The organism is Streptomyces sp. NPDC086835 (assembly GCF_044745705.1).
Taxonomy (GTDB): Bacteria; Actinomycetota; Actinomycetes; order Streptomycetales; family Streptomycetaceae; genus Streptomyces.
On sequence record NZ_JBIVAU010000008.1, the window covers coordinates 328009 to 348316 of the forward strand.

Annotated in this window: 17 protein-coding genes and 2 pseudogenes; 8 read left to right on the plus strand and 11 right to left on the minus strand. The window is 71.5% G+C overall.

From position 1 onward, the window contains the following. Positions 1-250 precede the first annotated feature (250 nt). Together ACIPJI_RS25605 and ACIPJI_RS25610 are read left to right on the plus strand one after the other, a co-directional pair. Positions 251-1072 carry a helix-turn-helix domain-containing protein gene (locus ACIPJI_RS25605; RefSeq protein WP_402249168.1) on the plus strand — a complete coding sequence of 274 codons (822 nt, stop codon included), beginning with the start codon at positions 251-253 and terminating at the stop codon, positions 1070-1072. Further along, a complete protein-coding gene (locus ACIPJI_RS25610; RefSeq protein ID WP_307708754.1) occupies positions 1069-1254 on the plus strand; it encodes a DUF397 domain-containing protein in 186 nt (61 codons plus the stop codon). Before ACIPJI_RS25605 ends, ACIPJI_RS25610 begins: the two co-directional genes overlap by 4 nt. A 60-nt stretch (positions 1255-1314) precedes the next feature. Here the strand turns inward: ACIPJI_RS25610 and ACIPJI_RS25615 are convergent, their stop codons facing one another. The 3 genes from ACIPJI_RS25615 to ACIPJI_RS25625 are packed head-to-tail and all read right to left on the minus strand — an operon-like array spanning position 1315 to position 3604. Next, positions 1315-2190: a biotin-dependent carboxyltransferase family protein gene (locus ACIPJI_RS25615; RefSeq protein ID WP_307708753.1), complete on the minus strand. Its 876-nt coding sequence runs from the start codon at positions 2188-2190 to the stop codon at positions 1315-1317. After that, the gene (locus ACIPJI_RS25620) at positions 2187-2843 is read right to left on the minus strand and encodes an allophanate hydrolase subunit 1 (RefSeq protein WP_356621939.1); all 657 of its coding nucleotides are present in this window, start codon (positions 2841-2843) and stop codon (positions 2187-2189) included. Before ACIPJI_RS25620 ends, ACIPJI_RS25615 begins: the two co-directional genes overlap by 4 nt. Next, entirely contained in the window at positions 2840-3604 is a 765-nt protein-coding gene (locus ACIPJI_RS25625; RefSeq protein WP_356621938.1) for a 5-oxoprolinase subunit PxpA, read from the minus strand. The genes ACIPJI_RS25620 and ACIPJI_RS25625 overlap by 4 nt, the downstream gene beginning before the upstream one ends. 238 nt (positions 3605-3842) lie before the next feature. Between ACIPJI_RS25625 and ACIPJI_RS25630 the strand changes: the two genes are divergently transcribed. Further along, positions 3843-4538 (plus strand): GntR family transcriptional regulator, encoded by a 696-nt coding sequence (locus ACIPJI_RS25630; protein WP_307708750.1) that lies wholly within the window; start codon positions 3843-3845, stop codon positions 4536-4538. A gap of 40 nt (positions 4539-4578) precedes the next feature. Here ACIPJI_RS25630 and ACIPJI_RS25635 read toward each other — a convergent pair whose 3' ends face one another. Next, positions 4579-5229, minus strand: a complete 651-nt coding sequence (locus ACIPJI_RS25635) for a GNAT family protein (RefSeq protein ID WP_356621937.1) — start codon at positions 5227-5229, stop codon at positions 4579-4581. 275 nt (positions 5230-5504) lie between these two features. Then, a complete protein-coding gene (locus ACIPJI_RS25640) occupies positions 5505-5855 on the minus strand; it encodes a MerR family transcriptional regulator (RefSeq protein WP_402249070.1) in 351 nt (116 codons plus the stop codon). A gap of 698 nt (positions 5856-6553) precedes the next feature. Here ACIPJI_RS25640 and ACIPJI_RS25645 point away from each other — a divergent pair. Then, positions 6554-6913: a hypothetical protein gene (locus tag ACIPJI_RS25645; protein ID WP_307708747.1), complete on the plus strand. Its 360-nt coding sequence runs from the start codon at positions 6554-6556 to the stop codon at positions 6911-6913. A 117-nt stretch (positions 6914-7030) separates the two neighbouring features. Here the strand turns inward: ACIPJI_RS25645 and ACIPJI_RS25650 are convergent, their stop codons facing one another. The 4 genes from ACIPJI_RS25650 to ACIPJI_RS25665 form a co-directional block, all read right to left on the minus strand. After that, entirely contained in the window at positions 7031-7339 is a 309-nt protein-coding gene (locus ACIPJI_RS25650; protein ID WP_159685774.1) for an SCO5918 family protein, read from the minus strand. Positions 7340-7397: 58 nt separating this feature from the next. Next, positions 7398-7703 carry a CBS domain-containing protein gene (locus tag ACIPJI_RS25655; RefSeq protein ID WP_356621936.1) on the minus strand — a complete coding sequence of 102 codons (306 nt, stop codon included), beginning with the start codon at positions 7701-7703 and terminating at the stop codon, positions 7398-7400. A gap of 82 nt (positions 7704-7785) precedes the next feature. Next, entirely contained in the window at positions 7786-9297 is a 1512-nt protein-coding gene (locus ACIPJI_RS25660) for a DEAD/DEAH box helicase (protein ID WP_356621935.1), read from the minus strand. A gap of 351 nt (positions 9298-9648) precedes the next feature. Continuing rightward, positions 9649-9852 (minus strand): cold-shock protein, encoded by a 204-nt coding sequence (locus tag ACIPJI_RS25665; protein ID WP_005310809.1) that lies wholly within the window; start codon positions 9850-9852, stop codon positions 9649-9651. Between the two features lie 659 nt (positions 9853-10511). Between ACIPJI_RS25665 and ACIPJI_RS25670 the strand changes: the two genes are divergently transcribed. Next, a complete protein-coding gene (locus ACIPJI_RS25670; protein WP_402249074.1) occupies positions 10512-13886 on the plus strand; it encodes a pyruvate carboxylase in 3375 nt (1124 codons plus the stop codon). A gap of 118 nt (positions 13887-14004) precedes the next feature. Here ACIPJI_RS25670 and ACIPJI_RS25675 read toward each other — a convergent pair whose 3' ends face one another. Beyond that, the gene (locus ACIPJI_RS25675) at positions 14005-14982 is read right to left on the minus strand and encodes a helix-turn-helix transcriptional regulator (protein ID WP_402249076.1); all 978 of its coding nucleotides are present in this window, start codon (positions 14980-14982) and stop codon (positions 14005-14007) included. 123 nt (positions 14983-15105) lie between these two features. Here ACIPJI_RS25675 and ACIPJI_RS25680 point away from each other — a divergent pair, with 123 nt between their 5' ends. After that, a complete protein-coding gene (locus ACIPJI_RS25680) occupies positions 15106-15882 on the plus strand; it encodes an NIPSNAP family protein (RefSeq protein WP_402249078.1) in 777 nt (258 codons plus the stop codon). Between the two features lie 162 nt (positions 15883-16044). Continuing rightward, a complete protein-coding gene (locus ACIPJI_RS25685) occupies positions 16045-17643 on the plus strand; it encodes a carboxylesterase/lipase family protein (protein WP_402249079.1) in 1599 nt (532 codons plus the stop codon). A 137-nt stretch (positions 17644-17780) separates the two neighbouring features. On the opposite strand, the pseudogene ACIPJI_RS25690 reads toward ACIPJI_RS25685, so the two are convergent. Further along, positions 17781-18113: pseudogene (locus tag ACIPJI_RS25690) on the minus strand (MarR family winged helix-turn-helix transcriptional regulator); the annotation flags it as partial. Between the two features lie 14 nt (positions 18114-18127). Between ACIPJI_RS25690 and ACIPJI_RS25695 the strand changes: the two are divergent. Continuing rightward, positions 18128-20082 (plus strand): annotated as a pseudogene (locus ACIPJI_RS25695) (MMPL family transporter). The last annotated feature ends 226 nt before the right edge of the window (positions 20083-20308 follow it).

Genomic DNA, 20308 nt, shown 5'->3' on the forward strand with positions numbered 1-20308 from the left:
AGCGTTTCCGGCCACCAGAGTCTCCGGCCGGGGAACATGCGTGCGGCCTGCACGCCGACCCGGAACTCGTACGCAGAGTCAGCGTACGAGTACGCACGGTGGACGACATGGGTAACCGGGCGTGACCATGGGCCGGTTGCGACACGGTACGTGGAAGGTGGCCGGCATGGCGGCGTGCGAGACCAGCGGTGACGACGGGAACGGCGAGGCGGACGGCGCCGGTTGCGGACCGGGCGGTCCGCCCGGGGACATGAACGGCGCCACGAGCGCCGCCGAGCCGGAGAGTTCGGACAGCCTCAAGGCGTTCGGCGAGGTCGTCAAGGCGTTCCGGAAGCGTGCACGGCTGACACAGGAACAGTTCGCCCCACAGGTGCGGTACTCGGTGCCGACCGTCGCCTCCATCGAACAGGGCCGCCGGTTCCCTCCGGCCGCATTCGTCGACCGGGCGGAGGAGGTGCTCGACGCCTTCGGCGCGCTGCGGGGAGCCGCACGGCATCTGTCGCGGCGGCCGGGGCTGGCGAGCTGGTTCCGGCAGTGGGCGCAGTTGGAGGCGGAGTCGGTCAACCTCTACACGTACGAGTGCCGTTTGATCCCCGGCCTGCTGCAGACGGAGGCGTACGCGCGCACGCTGTTCTCGGAGCGCCTGCCGCCACTCGGCGACGACCAGATCGAGGCCATGCTGTCCGCGCGGACGGAGCGTCAGAGGTTGCTGCGGGAACGGCCGAACACGGCGTTCAGCTTCATCGTCGAGGAGCATGTGCTCCAGCGCGGGGTGGGAGCGAGCCCGGAGCTTCTCCACCACCTCCTCGAACTCGCGGCACTTCGGAACATCGAGGTCCAGGTCATGCCGCAGCAACGAGTGATCCATGCCGGGATAGACGGTCCGATCCGGCTGCTGGAGACACCGGACAACAAGTGGTACGGCTACTGCGAGGGGCAGGAGAGCGGGCGGTTCATCTCCGACCCCAAAGTGGTCAGCATGCTCCAGATGCGGTATGCCAGGATGCGGTCACAGGCTCTCTCCTTGGAGGAATCCTTGAGCCTGCTGCGCCGGATGCGAGGAGCGACATGAGCACCACAGAACTGGCCTGGTTCAAGAGCAGTTACAGCGGCAGCTCCGGCGACGACTGCGTCGAAGTGGCGGCCACCCCCGCGACCGTCCACGTCCGGGACTCCAAGGTCGAGCAGAGCCCTCAACTCGCCGTGTCACCCGCGTCGTGGACGAGCTTCGTCTCGTACGCCGCCCAGGCCTGACACCGGAGCGAGCGCCCCGCGCCGGGTCAGGTCCGGCTCCGGGGCAGGAGCTCACCGCGCCTACCGGCGACGGTGGCGTCGCGGTACGAAGCGGACCGTGAGACCCGGTACGGCCTGCGCGGCCGGGGACAGCAGGCTCTCGGGGACCACACCGATCACGGGATAGCCACCGGTGGTGGGGCAGTCGGCGAGGAAGACGACGGGTCGGCCGTCGGGCGGCACCTGCACCGCGCCGACCACCATTCCTTCGCTCGGCATCTCACGGTGCACGGTCCGCTCCAGCGGCGGGCCGTCCAGCCGCAGAGCGATGCGGTTGCTGTGCTGGGAGATCTCGTAGCGGCCCGTGGCGAGGGTGTCCACCGCGGCGGCTGTGAACCAGTCGTCGCGCGGCCCGAGCAGTACGGGCAGCACCAGTTCCTCCGGGGGCGCCGGCCACAGCAGCGTGTCGGCATGCAGCGGCGGGCCGGTCACCTCGCCGAGGGGCAAGGTCTCCCCGTCCTTGAGCGGGGCCGGACCGAGCCCGGAGAGCAGATCGGTGGAGCGGCTGCCCAGGACGGGCGCGACCGCGATGCCTCCGCCGACGGCGACGTAGCTGCGCAGGCCGCTGGTCGGCGCGCCCACGTCGAGCACGGCGCCGGCGGGCAGGCGCACGGCGGTTCCCCATGCCGCGGGCCGGCCGTTCACCCGCACCGGCGCCGGCGCCCCCGTCACGGCGGCCACCACGGAGCGGTCGGTGCGCACGGCGACCCCGGTCAGCGTGGTCTCCAGGGTCGCCGCGTCGGCGGAGTTGCCCACCAGCCGGTTCGCGAGCCGGTGCGCGGGCAGGTCGAGCGCCCCGGCACGCGGCACGCCGAGCCCGGCATGACCGGAACGGCCGAGATCCTGGACGGTGGTGAGGGCGCCGGCCCGTACGACGTCCAGCGTGCCGCCGCTCATGCCCTGCGCCCCCTCGCGCCCGCTGCGGCTCCCGGCGCGGCTTCCTCGGGGACGAAGCGCACGCGCGTGCCGGGTGTCAGCAGCGCCGCGGGCTCGCGGTCGATGTCCCACAGGCGCACCCGGGTCGTCCCGATCAGCTGCCAGCCGCCCGGGGAGGCCCGCGGATACACACCGGTGTAAGGACCGGCGAGCGCCACCGAGCCTGCGGGCACCGACGTGCGCGGCGCCGAACGGCGCGGCACGTGGTACCGCTCGCCGAGGCCGAGCATGTAGGCGAACCCCGGGGCGAATCCGCAGAACGCCACCCGGTGCTCCGTACCGCTGTGAATCCGCGCCACCTCGTCCTCGGTGACCCCCCACAGTTCGGCGACGGCGCCGAGATCGGCCCCGTCGTAGCGCACAGGGATCTCCACCAGAGGACCGCTGCCGGCCGCTGACAGGGGGACGGACCAACGGCGCAGCTCGGCCTCCATGGCGTGGACGTCGGCGACGCCGTAGAGGAGCACGGTCCGGTCCCCGGGCACGATGTCGCGCACCGGCGCCGGGGTCCCCCGGCCGCACCGGTCGATGATCCGGGCGTGCCAGGCCTGTGCCTCTTCCGGCGTGTCCAGGTCCACGAGCAGGGAGTCCTCCCCGACCGGTCTCAGCCTCATACGAACGCCTCCACCCTGACCCCGGCCGCGTCGAGCGCCGCGCGCACCTGCCCGGCCGCCGCGACCGCTCCGGGGGTGTCTCCGTGCAGGCACAAGGAGCGTGCCCGTACCGCCACGGGCTCGCCGGTCAGCGCGGTGACGCGGCCTTCCCGCGCGAGAGCGACGGCCCTGCGGGCGACCTCCGCCGGATCGGTGATCACCGCACCGGGCGTGCTTCGGGGGACCAGCGTCCCGGTCGCCGTGTAGGCGCGGTCGGCGAACGCCTCTTCGACGACGGGGAGGCCGACGCGCGCCGCCTGCGCGTGCATGGCGGAGTCGGGCAGGCACAGCACGACGAGCCCGGGGTCGGCCAGCCGGGCGCCGGCGGCCACCGCGGCCGCCTGCTCATGGTCGGCCACCACCCGGTTGTAGAGCGCTCCGTGCGGCTTGACGTAGCTCACCGCCGCTCCGGCGGCGCGGGCGAACGTCTGGAGGGCGCCGATCTGGTACGTGACCTCGTCGGCGAGCTCGTCCGCCGGCACGTCCATGGCCCGGCGGCCGAAGCCGGCGAGGTCCCGGTAGGAGACCTGGGCGCCGATCCGTACACCGCGCTCGGCGGCCGTGTCACAGACGCGGCGCATGGTGCCGGGATCGCCCGCGTGGAAGCCGCAGGCGACGTTCGCGCTGGTGACCAGGGACAGCAGGGCCTCGTCGTCGGTGAGGGTCCATCGTCCGAAGCCCTCCCCGAGGTCCGCGTTGAGGTCGATCACGAGGTCTGTCACCGCTGGGTCTCCTTGGAACGGTCCGTCGGTCAGGAGGTACAACCGCGCTGCTCCGGGTGCACCTGCGGCGGTCCGGTCAGGCTGCGTTCACGATCACACCACACAACATAGAAAATCGTTGAACGATCCGACAAGGTCTCTGTTGTTTCGTTCAATGATTTCCGGTTGACTGACCCGGACCGACCGGCGCAGTCCCTCAAACCGTCACGACCGCCGGCCGTGGGAGAAGGACGGACACATGACAGCCGAGGTCGACCCTGCCGTGCTCGTCGGCGACCGCGCCCTGCTGGGACGCTCCAGCACCGCCGACCGGGTCGCGGACATCCTGCGCACGCGCATCTCCGAGGGGTACCTGCCGCCAGGGAGCAAGCTGTCGGAGGACGCCATCGGCGGCGCGCTGGGCATCTCCCGCAACACCCTCCGCGAGGCGTTCCGCCTGCTCACGCACGAACGGCTGCTGGTCCACGAGCTCAACCGCGGCGTCTTCGTGCGCATGCTGACCGTGCAGGACGTCACCGACATCTACCAGGTGCGCAGGCTCATCGAGTGCGCCGCGGTCCGCGGACTCGAGGCCCCGCCCTACGACCTGAGCCACGCGGAGGCGGCCGTCGCCGAGGGCGAGAAGGCCGCGAAGGAAGGTGCCTGGCGCGACCTCGGCACCGCCAACATCCACTTCCACCACGCCGTCGTGGCCCTCGCCCGCAGCAGGCGCCTCGACGAGCTGATGCGCGGCATCCTCGCCGAACTGCGCCTGGTCTTCCACGCGATGGACAATCCGCGCGGCTTCCACGAGCCCTACCTGGAGCGCAACCGCGAGATCCTCTCCGCACTCAAGGCGGCGGACCGCACCAAGGCCGAACTGCTGCTCGCGGCGTATCTCGACGACGCGGAGCAGCAGTTGGTCGAGCGGTACTCCGAACTCCTCGGCCCGTAAGCCGCGCACAGGTCCGCGCGGCGCTCCCCGTCGCCCGCCCTCAGTCGGCCGAGACTGTCCTACGGGCGAGCCATTCGTCACGGGTAAGGGCGTAGATCACGGTGTCGCGCCAGCCGGTGTCGCCGTGGCGGTCCTGCCGGAACGTCGCTTCCCTGCGCATGCCGAGTCGTGCGCAGAGGGCCAGGGAGGGCTCGTTGGCCGCGTCCACCGTCGCGGCGATCCGGTGGGCCCCCAGACCGGTGGCGAGGTCGAGGAGGGCCGTGGCCGCCTCGTGGGCGTACCCCCGGCCCTGGAAGCCGGGGTGCAGGACCCACCCGACCGCGACCTGGGCGTGGGCGGCGCTGGCGAGGATGAAGGTGAGGTCGCCGATGACCCGTTCGTCCCCGCCGCCGAGGCCCGGCTCCCCGGGCAGCACGACGGCGAGGGCGACCGCTTCACCGTCGGCGGTCAACGTGCGCTGCTTCGCCCGCAGTTCGGTGTGCTCGCCGCTGGCTTCCCGGTCGCGCAGCGGCCAGGGCAGATGGGCCACGACCTCGGGCAGCCGCTGGTAGGCGTGGATGTCGTCGGCGTCCTGGGGGCGGATCGGCCGCAGGACCAGCCGCTCGGTCATGACGGGGGACGCGTCCAGGCCGGCGAGGTCGAAGGGCAGGCGCAGCCGCGGCGGGGTGCCGCCGCCGGTCGTCGTGGTCATGGATCCCCCTACAGGACGGACAAGGAACGGAAGGGCGCACGGTTCACCGCCCACCGCACGGTAGCCGCCACACCGGCGACGCACCCTACCCGTCCGGCCTGCCCCCGGAACATCGGCTCCGCTGCGGCCCCCTGCGCGCCATTGGCGTGACCGGTGAGGTGCTCCCGCAGGCGCCGTGGGACATGTAGCCGCGCTCGCCCGAGGCGGGCGACCGCCGCGGCCCACCGCCGGACGGCGCCGAGGACCGGGCCGCGACATGACATGGGCGGGTGGAGTCAGCCGGAGACCTCGCCGGAGCTCTCGATCGGCTGTCCGGCGGCACGGCGGATCTCGGCGTTGATACGCCGCGCTTCTTCGAGCTGGTCCTCGAGGATGACGATGCGGCAGGCGGCTTCGACTGGGGTGCCCTGGTCGACGAGTTCACGCGCGCGGGCGGCGATCCGCAGCTGGTACCGCGAGTAGCGCCGGTGACCGCCCTCGGAGCGCAGCGGGGTGATCAGCCGCGCTTCACCGATCGCCCGGAGGAAGCCGGGCGTGGTGCCCAGCATCTCGGCGGCCCGTCCCATCGTGTAGGCGGGGTAGTCATCGTCGTCGAGCCGTCCACCGAGCGCATTATCCGCTGTCATCTGCACCTCTTCTTCGTGAGAACGCGTCGAGGGGCCCTGGTGCCGTACGGCACCAGGGCCCCGAAGGAAATTGAACACCATCTGTCGGCCCTAGTCCTGCGCCGACCTTCTGTTTCCGCGGCATCGCCCCGAAAAGGGACGGGAGCGCGGGGATCGCGAATGCGTGACCGGGGACCACCTTCCGTTCCGGGGTCTTGCGGTACCCGGGGAGTCTTCCTCTCCCGGGCGATCCTGATGGCGTCTGCTTCCTCCGTTCCTTCCTCGGGCGACCACCGGTGGTCGCTACTTGCTACTTACCTGGTACTCGGTACTGCTCCCGGTGGCCCCTGAACACTGCGGGCCACCCAGTGCGGGGTCAGTCCCGTCGCCATCCTGCGAAACCGGCTCCGGAACTCCACCACCGCACCGAACTGCGGGTACTGCTACTGCTCGGCAGTTCGTCTCTGCCGGGCTCTCTCTGATCTCGGCTACAACAGGAACACTAACCACCTCGGAGGCGAATGTCTACTACGGCGAGCATAGATTTTTGGGCGCTCGGGACGGAAGAAACGTGAGATCGGCGGCTGACCCAGGCCAGGGCCTCTGCCCTGCTCAGGAGCGTGGTCCGGGCCGGAAGCGGCCCGGACGAGGGCCCGCCGGCGGCAGGTCACCGACACCGCCGCCGTGGAGAGGGCCCGGGTGAAATAAACTCGCCTGTCATGTCGAAACCTGACGCTCTGCTCGTCGACGTGGCCGCCCTGGTGGAGTCCGGGCAAAGCAATCTCATGTCTCTGACCGTGGTCACCGGTGGCGCTGTCATCACCGGCCGACTGGCCCCCGAAGCCGTATGGAGGCAGCGTGTGTCGGAGGTCCTGACGGATTCGGAGAGCCTCCGTGCGTTCTCCGGCGCCTTCAGCGCCTCGCCCGCCAGGCAGGGCCCGCCCACCCATCTGCACTTCCACGTGGCCCGGATCCTCCAGGGGACGGTCGGGATCCCCGAAACAGGCGGCATGTACCGCGTCTCCATCGAGGACGTCAGCGCCTGGACCGTCGGCGACTTCAGCTACTCCGACCAGTGAATCCACCACTACGAGGCAGTGACACCACATGAAGAGGGCCCGACCGGCGCGCGCCGGTCGGGCCCTCCTCGTTCTGTGCCGCCCCGGTGCCTTGTCAGGCCCGGAGGGTGCCGTAGGTCAGCCGGCCACCGTGCTGCCGAGCGAGGCGTGCGCCTGCTGGAGCGGGGTGAGCACGCTCACGGGCGCTGCCTGGACGTGTGAGCGGCAGGTGAAGCCGAGCCCCGTCATCGCCCGGACGACCTCGCCGGCGCTGAAGTCACGGCGGTCCTGTCGGGTGATGACGGCGCCCACCTGCTTGACGGGGTACTGACGGCGGCCGATGACCACGAAGTCACCGGTGATCGGCTCGGGCTTGACGCCCTTCATCGATTCCAGCACGCCGCTCTTGGTCAGATCGAAGGGGAAGCGAGCGATGACGCAGCGCATGAGACCTCACAGGGAGAAGTGGGGAAGCGGAAGGGGAGTCCGCAAGGGGTACGGCGGTTCAACGGGAGAGAGCGACGACATCGCTCAGCCGGACCGTGTCCGTGCTGACGGCGCTGTCGCGTACGGCGACGAGCTGCGCCAGGGTGACGGATCCCGTGCACTGGTCGTCCGCGTCGCAGATGAGCAGATGCCCGGCGCGGGCGCCGGCCATCACGGACAGCGCCACCTCCACGGTCATGTCGCCCCACACCTTCACGGTCGTGTCGCCACGGACCTGCGGTCCGGCGGCCGCCACGAGGCCGGCCGCCGCCCTGGTGCCGGAACTCGTGCCGATCGGACGGGGCTTCAGCTGAACCGGTGCCAAAAGATGCCTCCTGCGACGATGGGTAAGGGCCTTGATCGATGACGTCCTGGGTGCCCAGTGCCGTGACCGGCGATGTCTGACCCTAGGCCGCCGTGCCGACGGCAGGCTGCCGGCGCGGGGCGCGGCGCGGCGCCTGCGACGAGCCGCGGCCGCGCCGGGCACGGGAGCCGGCGCTGCGCGCGGGGCGCTCGGTCACCGGTGCCGTGATGACGACCGGCGTGCCGGACGGTGCCTGCGCGCCGGTGATGCGGTTCAACTCGGCCCCGCCGGACCTGACCTGGGTGGTCATCGGGCGGACCCCGGCGTGCGACAGGAGGCGGGCCATGTCGCGGCGCTGGTTCGGGGTCACCAGGGTGACGACGCTGCCGGACTCGCCGGCCCGGGCGGTACGGCCGCCGCGGTGCAGGTAGTCCTTGGGGTCGGTCGGCGGGTCGACGTTGACGACGAGGTCGAGGTTGTCGACGTGGATGCCGCGGGCGGCGACGTTCGTGGCGACGAGCACGGTGACATGCCCGGTCTTGAACTGCGCCAGCGTGCGGTTCCGCTGCGGCTGGGACTTGCCGCCGTGCAGTCCCGCGGCCCGTACGCCGCTGCTGAGCAGGTCCTTCGTCAGCCGGTCCACCGCGTGCTTGGTGTCCAGGAACATGATCACCCGGCCGTCGCGGGCGGCGATCTCCGTCGTGGTGGCGTGCTTGTCGGAGCTGTCGACGTGCAGCACGTGGTGCTCCATCGTCGTGACGGCGCCGGCCGACGGGTCAACGGAGTGCACGACCGGATCGTTCAGGTAACGGCGGACCAGCAGGTCGACGTTGCGGTCGAGGGTGGCGGAGAAGAGCATCCGCTGACCGTCCGGGCGGACCTGGTCGAGGAGTGCGGTGACCTGCGGCATGAAGCCCATGTCGGCCATCTGGTCGGCCTCGTCGAGGACGGTGACGGCGACCTGGTCGAGCCGGCAGTCACCGCGCTGGATCAGGTCCTTCAGCCGTCCGGGCGTCGCCACGACGACCTCGGCGCCGCTGCGCAGCGCACCGGCCTGCCTGCCGATCGACATCCCGCCGACGACCGTGGCCATCCGCAGCTTCAGCGACCGGGCGTACGGGGTGAGCGCGTCGGTGACCTGCTGGGCCAGCTCGCGGGTCGGGACGAGGACCAGCGCGAGCGGAAGTCGCGGCTCGGCGCGCTTCCCGGCGGTACTGGCCAGCATGGCCAGGCCGAAGGCGAGGGTCTTGCCCGAGCCGGTGCGGCCGCGGCCGAGCACGTCACGTCCGGCAAGAGTGTTGGGCAGCGTCGCGCCCTGGATGGGGAACGGCACGGTCACGCCCTGGGAGGCGAGCGCCGCGAGCAGCTGCTCGGGCATGTCGAGGTCGGCGAACCGCTCGACGGCGGGCAGTGCGGGGGTCACCGTGACGGGGAGGGCGAACTCACCCTGCGCCGCGGCGGGCCGGCGGCCGTAACCGCCGGAGCGGCCACCTCCACCGGAGCGGCCGGAGGAACCCGAGCGGGTGGGAGCCGGCGAGCCGAAACGGCTGCCGCGGCCCGAGCCACCGCCACTACGGGTGCGGGAATAACGGTCGTCGGTACGTGTGCGGTTCATACGGAACCTTCCTCGATGTGGCACGTATCAAGGAATTACCGCAGCAGAGGAGCAGCACGGAGAATCGCGAGAACGAGCCAGGCAGAAAGCGAAAACGAAAGCGAATCGAACCGCTCGTGAGAAACCCCGGCAGGTCACCGGGCGGGCAGATCGATTCGGACGTCAAGGCCGGAATGAGTCCCTGCCGAATGTTCGTCCGGAGGCGGGAGGGACATCCGCCACGCGAGAAGCGCGATCTCCGGAGAGGGGCCGCGGCACGATGGGCCGCGGTGTCGGGGCCGAGCCCCGTAACTGCAACGAGCCGGGGCCCGCACCCCAAGGTGCGGGCCCCGGCTCGATCACGCGCTAGCGTCAGGCCGGAACGATGTTCTCGGCGGTCGGGCCCTTCTGGCCCTGCGCGATGTCGAAGTTCACCTTCTGGCCTTCCAGCAGCTCACGGAAGCCCTGGGCGGCGATGTTCGAGTAGTGGGCGAACACGTCAGGGCCGCCACCGTCCTGCTCGATGAAGCCGAAGCCCTTTTCCGCGTTGAACCACTTCACGACGCCAGATGCCATGTCAAATCTCCTTCAGGGGCAGTACCCGGAGTCCACACCGTGCGGTCTCCGTGTCGCCGCAATGATTAACCCCGTCCGGAAATGACCGGATACACAAAAGCGCTCACAACGACCTGAGGGGCCGCCGGGGCACTTGGATTTTTCGGGAACCACAACTGCAACTGATAACGACAGTAGCACGGCGAGATCGGCCCCGCGCTGCAAGAAATTCTTTTCCGCCTGTTACGCGAGATACCCTCACCGCGCGTTGCGCTGATTTCTCACTCGGCGGTCACAGATATTCGCTCGCCCCGGACTGATCCCCGTGCCGGACGACGGCCGTCCGCCCCGCCGCGCCCGGGCGCCGCACCGGCGGGGGCCCGGATCCCGGCCCCGCCCCCGGCGGCGAGTGGGCGCACCGCCCGGCCCGACACCTGACCGACTCGGCCCCCGATCACCGTGGCGCAGATCACCGACGAGCGGCGGTCCCCGCAGTGACGCAGGCCATCGTCTGCGTCCGCGATCTCTGGGAAGGTCTCGGATACGGTGACGAGCGCTTCGGGCCCAAGGCCCCCGGCACATCGCCGCCGCCCATATGACCACCGGATGCCGGCACCGGCGTCCCGTGCGACATCGCCCGTCCTGAGGCCGCCCGGCCCGCGACACGACTGGGGAGTTTGATGTTCGGCAAGGTATTGGTCGCCAACCGCGGCGAGATCGCGATCCGCGCGTTCCGCGCAGCGTTCGAGCTCGGAATCTCCACAGTGGCGGTGTTCCCCTACGAGGACCGCAACTCCCTTCACCGGGCCAAGGCCGACGAGGCGTACCAGATCGGTGAGGTAGGCCACCCCGTGCGGGCCTACCTCTCCGTGGACGAGGTGATCAAGGCGGCCCGAAAGGCGGGGGCCGACGCCATCTACCCGGGCTACGGCTTCCTGTCGGAGAACCCGGACCTCGCCGCCGCGTGCGCCGAGGCCGGTATCGCCTTCGTCGGGCCGCCGGCGTCGGTACTGCACCTGACCGGGAACAAGTCCCGGGCGGTCGCGGCCGCGCGGGAGGCGGGCGTACCGGTACTGAAGTCCTCAGAACCGTCCGAGGACGTCGACGTGCTCGTCGCCGCCTCCGAGGACATCGGCTTCCCCGTGTTCGTGAAGGCCGTCGCGGGCGGCGGCGGACGCGGTATGCGCCGGGTCGCGGAGCCCGGGGAGCTGCGTGAGGCGATCGACGCGGCCATGCGAGAGGCACGCTCCGCGTTCGGTGACGCGACGGTCTTCCTGGAGCAGGCGGTGGTCAACCCCCGCCACATCGAGGTGCAGATCCTCGCCGACGCCGAGGGCAATGTCGTACACCTCTACGAGCGGGACTGCTCGGTGCAGCGCCGCCACCAGAAGGTCGTCGAGATCGCGCCCGCCCCGAACCTCGACCCGGAACTGCGGGCACGGATCTGCGCCGACGCCGTCGCCTTCGCCCGCCACATCGGCTACGTCAACGCGGGCACCGTCGAATTCCTCGTCGACGAGCGCGGCAACCACGTCTTCATCGAGATGAACCCGCGCATCCAGGTCGAGCACACCGTCACCGAACAGGTCACCGGACGCGACCTCGTCATCGGACAGCTGCGCATCGCCGCCGGCATGACACTGCCCGAACTGCGCCTCACCCAGGACGACATCGTCCTCAACGGCTCCGCGCTGCAGTGCCGCATCACCACCGAGGACCCGGCCAACGGCTTCCGGCCGGACACCGGCACCATCTCCGCCTACCGCTCCCCCGGCGGGCCCGGCGTCCGGCTCGACGGCGGCACCGTCCACACCGGCGCCGAGGTCTCCGCCCACTTCGACTCGATGCTCGTCAAGCTCACCTGCCACGGGCACGACTTCGCCAACGCGGCCCGCCGCGCGCGCCGGGCCATCGCCGAGTTCCGCATCCGGGGCGTGGCCACCAACCTGCCCTTCCTGGGCGCCGTGCTCGACCACCCCGCGTTCCGGGACGGACGCATCACCACCAGCTTCATCGACGAACACCCGGAGCTGATGCGGGCCCGTCCGTCGGCCGACCGCGGCAGCCGCATGCTCAGCTACCTCGCGGAGATCACCGTCAACCAGCCGTACGGTCCGCGCCCCGACGTCATCGACCCGGCGGACAAGCTGCCCGCCGTCCCGCTCGGAGAGCCGCCCGCCGGGTCGCGGCAGCGCCTCGCCGCCCTCGGGCCGGAGGCGTTCGCCGCCGAGCTGCGCGCCCAGTCGGCCGTCGCCGTCACCGACACGACGTTCCGCGACGCCCACCAGTCCCTGCTGGCGACCCGGGTCCGGACCCGCGACCTGCTGGCCGTCGCTCCGCACGTCGCCCACAGCGCCCCGCAGCTGCTGAGCCTCGAATGCTGGGGAGGCGCCACCTACGACGTGGCGCTGCGCTTCCTCGCCGAGGACCCGTGGGAGCGGCTGGCCAAGATCCGGGAGGCCGTGCCCAACATCTGCACCCAGATGCTGCTGCGCGGCCGCAACACCGTCGGCTACACGCCCTACCCCACCGAGGTCACCGAGGCGTTCGTCGCCGAGGCCGCGAAGACCGGGATGGACATCTTCCGGATCTTCGACGCCCTCAACGACGTGTCCCAGATGCGTCCGGCCATCGACGCGGTACGCGCCACCGGCACCTCGGTCGCCGAGGTCGCCCTCTGCTACACCGCCGACCTCTCCGATCCCCGCGAGACCCTGTACACGCTGGACTACTACCTGCGTCTCGCCGAGCAGATCGTGGAGGCGGGCGCCCATGTCCTCGCCATCAAGGACATGGCCGGGCTGCTGCGTCCGCCCGCCGCCCGCACCCTCGTCACCGCGCTGCGCGAGCGGTTCGACCTGCCCGTCCACCTGCACACCCACGACACCGCGGGCGGACAGCTCGGCACCCTGATCGCCGCCATCGACGCGGGAGTCGACGCCGTCGACGCGGCGGTCGCCTCCATGGCCGGCACCACCAGCCAGCCTCCGCTCTCCGCGCTGGTCGCGGCCACCGACCACACGGAGCGCGCGACCGGCCTGTCCCTCCAGGCCGTCGGCGACCTGGAGCCCTACTGGGAGGCGACCCGCAAGGTGTACGCCCCCTTCGAGTCCGGTCTCGCCTCGCCCACCGGACGGATCTACCACCACGAGATCCCCGGCGGGCAGCTGTCCAACCTGCGTCAGCAGGCCATCGCCCTGGGCCTCGGCGACCGCTTCGAACTCATCGAGGACTGCTACGCCGCGGCCGACCGCATGCTCGGCCGGCTGGTGAAGGTGACGCCGTCGTCGAAGGTCGTCGGCGACCTGGCGCTGCACCTGGTGGGCGCCGGGGTCTCGGCGTCGGACTTCGAGTCCGACCCGGGCAAGTTCGACGTACCGGACTCGGTGATCGGCTTCCTGCGCGGTGAGCTGGGCGACCCGCCCGGCGGCTGGCCGGAGCCGTTCCGCACCCGCGCGCTCCAGGGCCGCCCGGCGAAGGCCGAGGCGCCGCAGCTGTCGGACGAGGACCGCGAGGGCCTGGCGCAGTCGCCGCGCGCGACCTTGAACCGGCTGCTCTTCCCCGGCCCCACCAAGGAGTTCAACGCCCACCGCGAGGCGTACGGCGACACCTCCGTCCTGCCGACGCGGGACTTCCTGTACGGACTGGAGACGGAGACCGAGCACACCGTCACGCTCGAGCCGGGCGTCACGCTGCTGATCGAGCTGGAAGCCGTCTCCGACGCCGACGAGCGCGGCTACCGCAGCGTACTGGCCACGCTCAACGGCCAGTTGCGGCCGGTTTCCGTACGCGACAAGTCCGTCGCCACCGAGGTCAAGGCGGCGGAGAAGGCGGACCGCGGCAACGAGGGTCACGTCGCGGCACCGTTCGCCGGAGTGGTCACGCTCCAGGTGGAGGAGGGCGCGTCGGTGTCGGCCGGCCAGACCGTCGCCACCATCGAGGCGATGAAGATGGAGGCGTCGATCACCGCCCAGACCTCGGGCACGGTGCGCCGCCTCGCGATCGGCAGGATCCAGCAGGTCGAGGCGGGCGATCTGCTCATCGAAATCGGCTGACCCACCCGTCCGTCACAGCACGAAGGGGCCGGGCCCGGCGCTTCGGCGCCGGGCCCGGCCCCTTCCGCTCGAGGGCACCGCCGCACGTCGCCTGGCCCGCCGGGACGGCGCTCCGGCGTCAGGCGACCCCGTAGGCCCGGGCGAGTGCGCCCACCGTGGTGGCCATCGCCTCGCGGAGTTCGGCCGGCGCGACGACCTCGACGTCGGTGCCGAGACGTAGCAGCTCACCGCACGCGTGCTCGGTGCTCTCGGTCGGGACGACCGCCTCGATCCATCCGTCGTCGTCCGCGGCGGTGGCGGTGGAGTCGACCGCCTGCACCACCTCCGGCGGGACGTTGTCGGGCAGGCGCCGGCGTCCCCGCGGGGACAGACGGATGGTGGCCGTGCCGGTGTAGCGGCGGGCCTCGAAGTCGGCGAGGTAAGCGGCCCAGTACGTGCCCAGGTCGAAGCCCTCCGGCCGGTCGAACCGCTCGTCGCTCAGCGCCGCGTCGAGCACCTGGGTGACCCGGTAGGTCGCGATCCGGCTCCGCCCGGCGGCCACCAGGTACCAGACGCCGGACTTGAGCACCAAGCCGTAGGGGCGCAGGCGGCGATCCACCTCCTGCGGCGCGCGCCAGCGCCGGTAGCGCACGTCCACCGCACGCCGGGTGAGCACCGCGTCGACGAACAAGGGAAGATGCGGCGTCCGTTCAGGCTCCCGGTACCAGCCGGGAGCGTCGAGGTGGAACACCGCCGCGGTCCGCGACGCCTCCTCGCGCAGCCCCGCCGGAAGCGCGGCCAGCAGCTTCAGCCGAGCTGTCGTCATCTCTGTCGCGAGCCCCAGGTCGGCGGCGGGGCCGGGCAGTCCGGCGAAGAACAGCGCGCGTGCCTCGCCCTCGCTCATCCCGGTGAGGCGGGTGCGATAACCGTCCAGCAGTTGATAGCCGCCCCCGGGGCCCGGCTCCGCGTAGACCGGGACCCCGGCGGCCTGGAGTCGCGCCAGGTCGCGGTAGGCGGTCCGTACCGACACCCCCAGTTCGCCGGCGATCCCGCGCGCGGACATGCGCCCACGGGATTGCAGCAACAGCAGTACCGACAGCAGTCGTCCGGCAGACATGGAGGCATTCTCCTCGGAAACACTGACAGCCCCTGGCACACGGCGTGCCTACCGTCGGTCCGTGCCCGGCTCCGACCTGCCGCGACCGGGTACCCGGAGATCGAACCGAACAGGAGTTCCGCCGTGCTTGCCACTGACCCCATCGACCCCACTGATCCCACCGATCCCAGCGACACCGTCGGCCGCCTCGACGTGATCGAGCTTCGCCGGTACACACTGCGCCCCGGTCGACGCGACGAACTCATCGAGCTGTTCGACCGGGAGTTCGTCGAGACCCAGGAGGAGACCGGGATGGCCGTGCTCGGTCAGTTCCGGGATCTCGACGATCCGGATCGCTTCGTCTGGCTGCGGGGGTTCCGGGACATGGCGGCACGCCACCGCGCGCTGACGGCCTTCTACGGCGGTCCCGTCTGGGCCGAGCACGGTCCCCGGGCGAACGCCACGATGGTCGACTCGGACGATGTCCACCTGCTGCGTCCTCTGTCGGCCGGAACCGGCTTCACCGTCGCGCCGTCCCGGCGGCCCCCGGCCGGCGCTCCTGCACCGGAAGGATTCGTGACAGCCACCGTGTGGTCCTTCCCTCCGGGACGAGAGGACGGCATCGCACTCGTCCGAGACGGTCTCCTCCCCGTGCTCCACGAGACGGGACCCGCGCCGCTCGCCGTCCTGACCACGGAGACGGCGCACAACACGTTCACCGCGCTGCCCGTCCACACCGGGAAGAACGTCGCCGCGGTCTTCTCCTCGTACCCCGACGAGAGTGCTCATCGCCGGCACCTCGCCGCCGTACGGTCCCTCCCCCTGGCACGGGACGAGATCCTGCCGGGCATCGAGCGGGAACAGACCGCGGCTTGCTGGACGCTGCGGCTGACACCCACCGGCCGCTCGCTCATCTGCTGACCTGCACCGACGCGTCGGGAGTGACGACTGCGCACCGGACGGCCCCGTACGACGGCGACCCGACCCCACGGCGGAGACCGGTGATTTGCACGATGCCGGGGCGTGCGGACTCCAGTGAGACTGCCTGAGCAGTTTCCGCCCCCTTCCGTACGGAGGTGCACGATGTCCGCTCTGCTCTCGAAGTGCCTGGCGAAAAGTCGCCGGCGATTACCAGGTACGCGAAGGATCGGGTCGCTGTACGGCGCTCTCGCGCTGTCGATCGTCGCGACGGCCTTCGTGCCCGCCGACGCCACGGCGGCCGAAGGACCGACCGTCACCACCCGGTACGGGCAGGTGCAAGGAAAGGCAGGGCAGACGGCGAACTCCTACCTCGGCATCCCGTACGCCGCGCCGCCGGTCGGGTCGCAGCGGTGGAAGCCGCCGTCACCGCCCGAGCGCCGGCAGGGCGTGCGGGACGCCACCACGCCGGGCAACCCCTGTATGCAGGCGGTCCGGTCGAGCCCCTGGGGAAACCTCGCGGGACCCGGCACGCCCAGCGAGGACTGCCTGTACCTGAACGTCCACACGCCCGCGCAACGGTCGCTCCAGAAGCGGCCGGTGATGGTGTGGATCCACGGCGGAGGCTTCACGGTCGGCTCCGGGACGTTCTACGACGGCAGCAACCTGGCGGCCAAGGCCGGCGTGGTCAACGTGACCTTCAACTACCGTCTCGGCGCGTTCGGTTACCTGGCCCATCCCGGCCTGGCCGAGGAGTCGCCGCAGGGGATGTCCGGCAACTACGGTCTGCTCGACCAGCAGGCCGCCCTGCGCTGGGTGCGGGACAACATCGCGGCGTTCGGTGGCGACCCCGACAACGTGACGGTCTTCGGTGAGTCGGCGGGCGGCGGCAGCGTCTGCCAGAACCTGGTCTCGCCCCGCGCGATCGGCCTGTTCGACCGGGCCGTCGCCCAGTCCGGCTGCGGGTTCCCGCTGCCCACCCAGGAGTCGCAGCAGGACAGGGGCGCGACCTGGGCGAACGCCTTGGGGTGCGCCGACGTGGCCTGCCTGCGCACCCGGCCCGCCGACCAGGTGCTCGGCGCCTCGCTGACCCCCACCGCCCGCTGGACCCCCAACGTCGACGGCAAGGTCCTGCCGCTCCAGGTGACGGACGCACTGGAGCGCGGCCGGTTCCACCGGGTCCCCGTCCTCCAGGGCACCACCGCCGACGAGGGCCGGCTCACCGTGGCGACCACCTACGACCTGGCCGGCAGGCAACTCACCGCGGCGGGCTACCCGGTCGCGGTCCGGGAGTTCTACGGCGAGCGGGCCGACGAGATCCTGGCCCGCTACCCGCTGTCGGACCACGGCACGCCCGCGGAGGCCCTGGGTGCCGTCCTCACGGACTCCCAGTTCGCTTGCCCCCAGTCGCGGACGGCGGGCCTGATGGCCGCGCACACCCGGTCCTACCAGTACGAGTTCGCCGACCGTCACGCCATGGACCACCTGAACCTGCCGATCAGCTTCCCGATCGGCGCCCCGCACGGTTCGGAGATCAGGTACGTCTTCGGCGGCGTCTCGGGTACTCCCGCCCAGAACACCCTGTCGGACAGGATGGTCGGCTACTGGACCAACTTCGCGAAGACCGGCGTCCCGTACGCCGCCGGCGCCCCGCGATGGAACGTCTTCCCGAAGGTCCAGACCCTGGCCCCCGAGGCGATCACAGCGGGGACGACCTTCCCCCAGGACCACAAGTGTGACCTGTGGAACCGGCCCGCCTCCTGAGGGCCCGGCGCTCTTGACGGCCCGGCGCCCGGACCCGCGCTGCCGCACGGCAACCATGTCCACGGGCGCCGGGACCCGTCACCGCTGCTCGAAGAACTTCAGGCTCCGCGCGGACACCGTCCGGGCGGTCGAGTGCCCTAGCGACGCAGTTGCGCCAGTTCGTGGTTCATGGCCTCGAGGAAGCGGACCACCACGAGCAGCTCTTCCTCGCTGAACTGCCGGCGCGCGGCATCGGTGCTCCGTGCCAGAGGCATGAAGTACGCCCTGGCCACGGCCTTGGACGCGGTCGCGTAGTGCAGGTGCACGACCCGCCGGTCGTCCGGCGCCCTGACACGCTGGACGTGGCCGGACCGCTCGAGGCGGTCCAGGCACGCGGTCACCGCTCCCGAGGTGAGGTTGAGCTGGTCCCAGAGCCGCCCCGGCGTCATCGGCGCGCCGTCCTCCCCCTCACCGGCGTCCATGATCGCGATGCCAGGCAGCGTTCCTGCCGCGGAGCGCCGAGTCCACAAGGCCCTGGAAGCCCAGAAGGCGTTCAACCGGTCGGAGACCGTGCCCGCGATCGTCGTGTGGACCGTGGCCGACGGCCGGGTCACCCCGCGGCAGCAGACGGAGGCCACGCGGCAGCTGGCGGCGCTCGGGGGAACCGAAGGCGTGGCGGCCGCCCCCTCCCCCGCCCTCCCCTCACAGGACGGCGAGGCACTCCAGGCTGTCGCCCCTGGAGCCGGACCTCGGCGAGGACCTGCCCACGGTCCTGCGGGACGTACGTGAGGCCGCGGAGCGGGTGCCGGGCACTGTGGTGCACATCGCCGGTCCCGCCGCGACCCAGGCAGACCTGTCGGACGCCTTCGCGGGCATCGACGGTCTGCTGCTGGGGGTGGCCCTCGGAGCGGTGCTGCTCATCCTCCTGCTCGTGTACCGCAGCGTGCTGCTGCCCTTTGTGATCATCATCAGTGCCGTTCTCGCCCTGGGACTCGCCTGTGCCGTCGTCTACGCGCTGGCCGATCAAGGTGTCGTCCGGGTCGACGGGCAGGTCCAGGGGATCCTCTCCATCCTGGTGATCGGCGCGGCGACCGATTACGCCCTGCTGCTGGCCGCCCGCTTCCGCGAGGAGGTCGCCGCGCGTGCCGACAGGACCGAGGCGGCGAAGGCCGCGGTGCGCCGGTCCTTCGGGGCGATCACCGCGAGCGCCGCGACGGTCGCCCTCGGACTGCTGGCCCTGCTCGTCAGCGACCTCACCAACAACCGCGCCCTGGGACCGGTCGGCGCGATCGGCATCGTCTGCGCGGTGCTGAGCACGCTGACGTTCCTGCCCGCCGTCCTTGTCCTGCTCGGCAAGGCCGCGTACTGGCCCGCGAAGCCGCGCCGGGTGGACAACGGGACGGAGGGCCACGGCATCTGGACCCGTGTCGCCTCGAAGGTCGACCGCGCGCCGCGACGCATCTGGGTGACCACCACGCTCGTACTCGCCGCCCTTGCCGCCTTCTCCCCCGCGCTGTCCTCCAAAGGCGTGCCGCTGGACGAGATCTTCGTCAACGACGCGCCGTCCGTCACCGCGCAGGAGACGCTGGGCAGGCACTTCCCCGCGGGTTCCGGCAACCCGGCCGTGATCATCGCCGACGCCGACCAGGCTGCCACGGTGACAGCCGCGGCCGAGAAGACCGACGGCGTCGCGTCCGCCGGCGCCGTCTCCCGGTCGGGCAGGCCCGGCGGGTGGGCGACCCGCTCGTCGTCGATGGCCGGGTGCGCATCGACGCCACGCTCGAGGACGCCGCCGACAGCGACGCCGCCAAGCAGACCGTTCAGCGGCTGCGGGACCGGCTCCACACCGTCCCGGGCGCCGAGGCGCTGGTGGGTGGTTACACGGCACAGCAGTACGACACCCAGGAGACCGCGGCCCGCGACCGGACACTGATCGTTCCCGTGGTCATCGCCGTCATCCTGCTCATCCTGGTGATGCTGCTGCGTTCGGTGCTCCTGCCCGTCCTGCTCGTGGCGACCGTCGCACTCAACTTCCTCGCCACGCTGGGCGTGTCGGCGCTCGTCTTTCAGCATGTGTTCGGCTTCAGCGGCACGGACGCGTCGGTACCGCTGTACGGCTTCGTGTTCCTCGTCGCCCTGGGCGTGGACTACAACATCTTCCTGATGTCCCGGGTCCGCGAGGAAGCCGTCGAGCACGGCACCCGGCAGGGCGTGCTGCGGGGCCTGACGACCACGGGCGGTGTGATCACATCGGCGGGCGTCGTCCTGGCCGCCACCTTCGCCGCACTGATCGTGATCCCGCTCGCCTTCCTGGCCCAGATCGCCTTCATCGTCGCCTTCGGCGTCCTGCTGGACACCCTGGTCGTCCGCTCGCTCCTCGTGCCCGCACTGGCTCTCGACATCGGCCCGCGTGCCTGGTGGCCGAGCGCGCTGTCCCGCGCCGACGGGCCCAAGGCCTGAGCCTCCGGTGCATCCGGCAGGGGCGGCGGCCACGAAGTGGATACGTCGTCCCTGCCGGTACCGTCCGGCTCCGGCCTGCGGCTTGTGGACGGCCCTGCGGCGGCGCCCGGCAGGGCCGCGACCTCGGCCGGATCCTCCCCGCGCGGGTGTGCCCCGGGCGGTGGCCGGCCGTGGACCGGCGGGCCCCGGCCCCGGTGCCTATGGTGAGAGAAGGGCTCTCCGGGCC

What these genes read in the sequence shown, in the direction of transcription:
- ACIPJI_RS25605 (WP_402249168.1), top strand. Translation starts at nt 251, where the DNA reads ATGAACGGCGCCACGAGCGCCGCCGAGCCGGAGAGTTCGGACAGCCTC.
- ACIPJI_RS25610 (WP_307708754.1), top strand. Translation starts at nt 1,069, where the DNA reads ATGAGCACCACAGAACTGGCCTGGTTCAAGAGCAGTTACAGCGGCAGC.
- ACIPJI_RS25615 (WP_307708753.1), bottom strand. Translation starts at nt 2,190, where the DNA reads ATGAGCGGCGGCACGCTGGACGTCGTACGGGCCGGCGCCCTCACCACC.
- ACIPJI_RS25620 (WP_356621939.1), bottom strand. Translation starts at nt 2,843, where the DNA reads ATGAGGCTGAGACCGGTCGGGGAGGACTCCCTGCTCGTGGACCTGGAC.
- ACIPJI_RS25630 (WP_307708750.1), top strand. Translation starts at nt 3,843, where the DNA reads ATGACAGCCGAGGTCGACCCTGCCGTGCTCGTCGGCGACCGCGCCCTG.
- ACIPJI_RS25635 (WP_356621937.1), bottom strand. Translation starts at nt 5,229, where the DNA reads ATGACCACGACGACCGGCGGCGGCACCCCGCCGCGGCTGCGCCTGCCC.
- ACIPJI_RS25640 (WP_402249070.1), bottom strand. Translation starts at nt 5,855, where the DNA reads ATGACAGCGGATAATGCGCTCGGTGGACGGCTCGACGACGATGACTAC.
- ACIPJI_RS25645 (WP_307708747.1), top strand. Translation starts at nt 6,554, where the DNA reads ATGTCGAAACCTGACGCTCTGCTCGTCGACGTGGCCGCCCTGGTGGAG.
- ACIPJI_RS25650 (WP_159685774.1), bottom strand. Translation starts at nt 7,339, where the DNA reads ATGCGCTGCGTCATCGCTCGCTTCCCCTTCGATCTGACCAAGAGCGGC.
- ACIPJI_RS25660 (WP_356621935.1), bottom strand. Translation starts at nt 9,297, where the DNA reads ATGAACCGCACACGTACCGACGACCGTTATTCCCGCACCCGTAGTGGC.
- ACIPJI_RS25665 (WP_005310809.1), bottom strand. Translation starts at nt 9,852, where the DNA reads ATGGCATCTGGCGTCGTGAAGTGGTTCAACGCGGAAAAGGGCTTCGGC.
- ACIPJI_RS25670 (WP_402249074.1), top strand. Translation starts at nt 10,512, where the DNA reads ATGTTCGGCAAGGTATTGGTCGCCAACCGCGGCGAGATCGCGATCCGC.
- ACIPJI_RS25675 (WP_402249076.1), bottom strand. Translation starts at nt 14,982, where the DNA reads ATGTCTGCCGGACGACTGCTGTCGGTACTGCTGTTGCTGCAATCCCGT.
- ACIPJI_RS25685 (WP_402249079.1), top strand. Translation starts at nt 16,045, where the DNA reads ATGTCCGCTCTGCTCTCGAAGTGCCTGGCGAAAAGTCGCCGGCGATTA.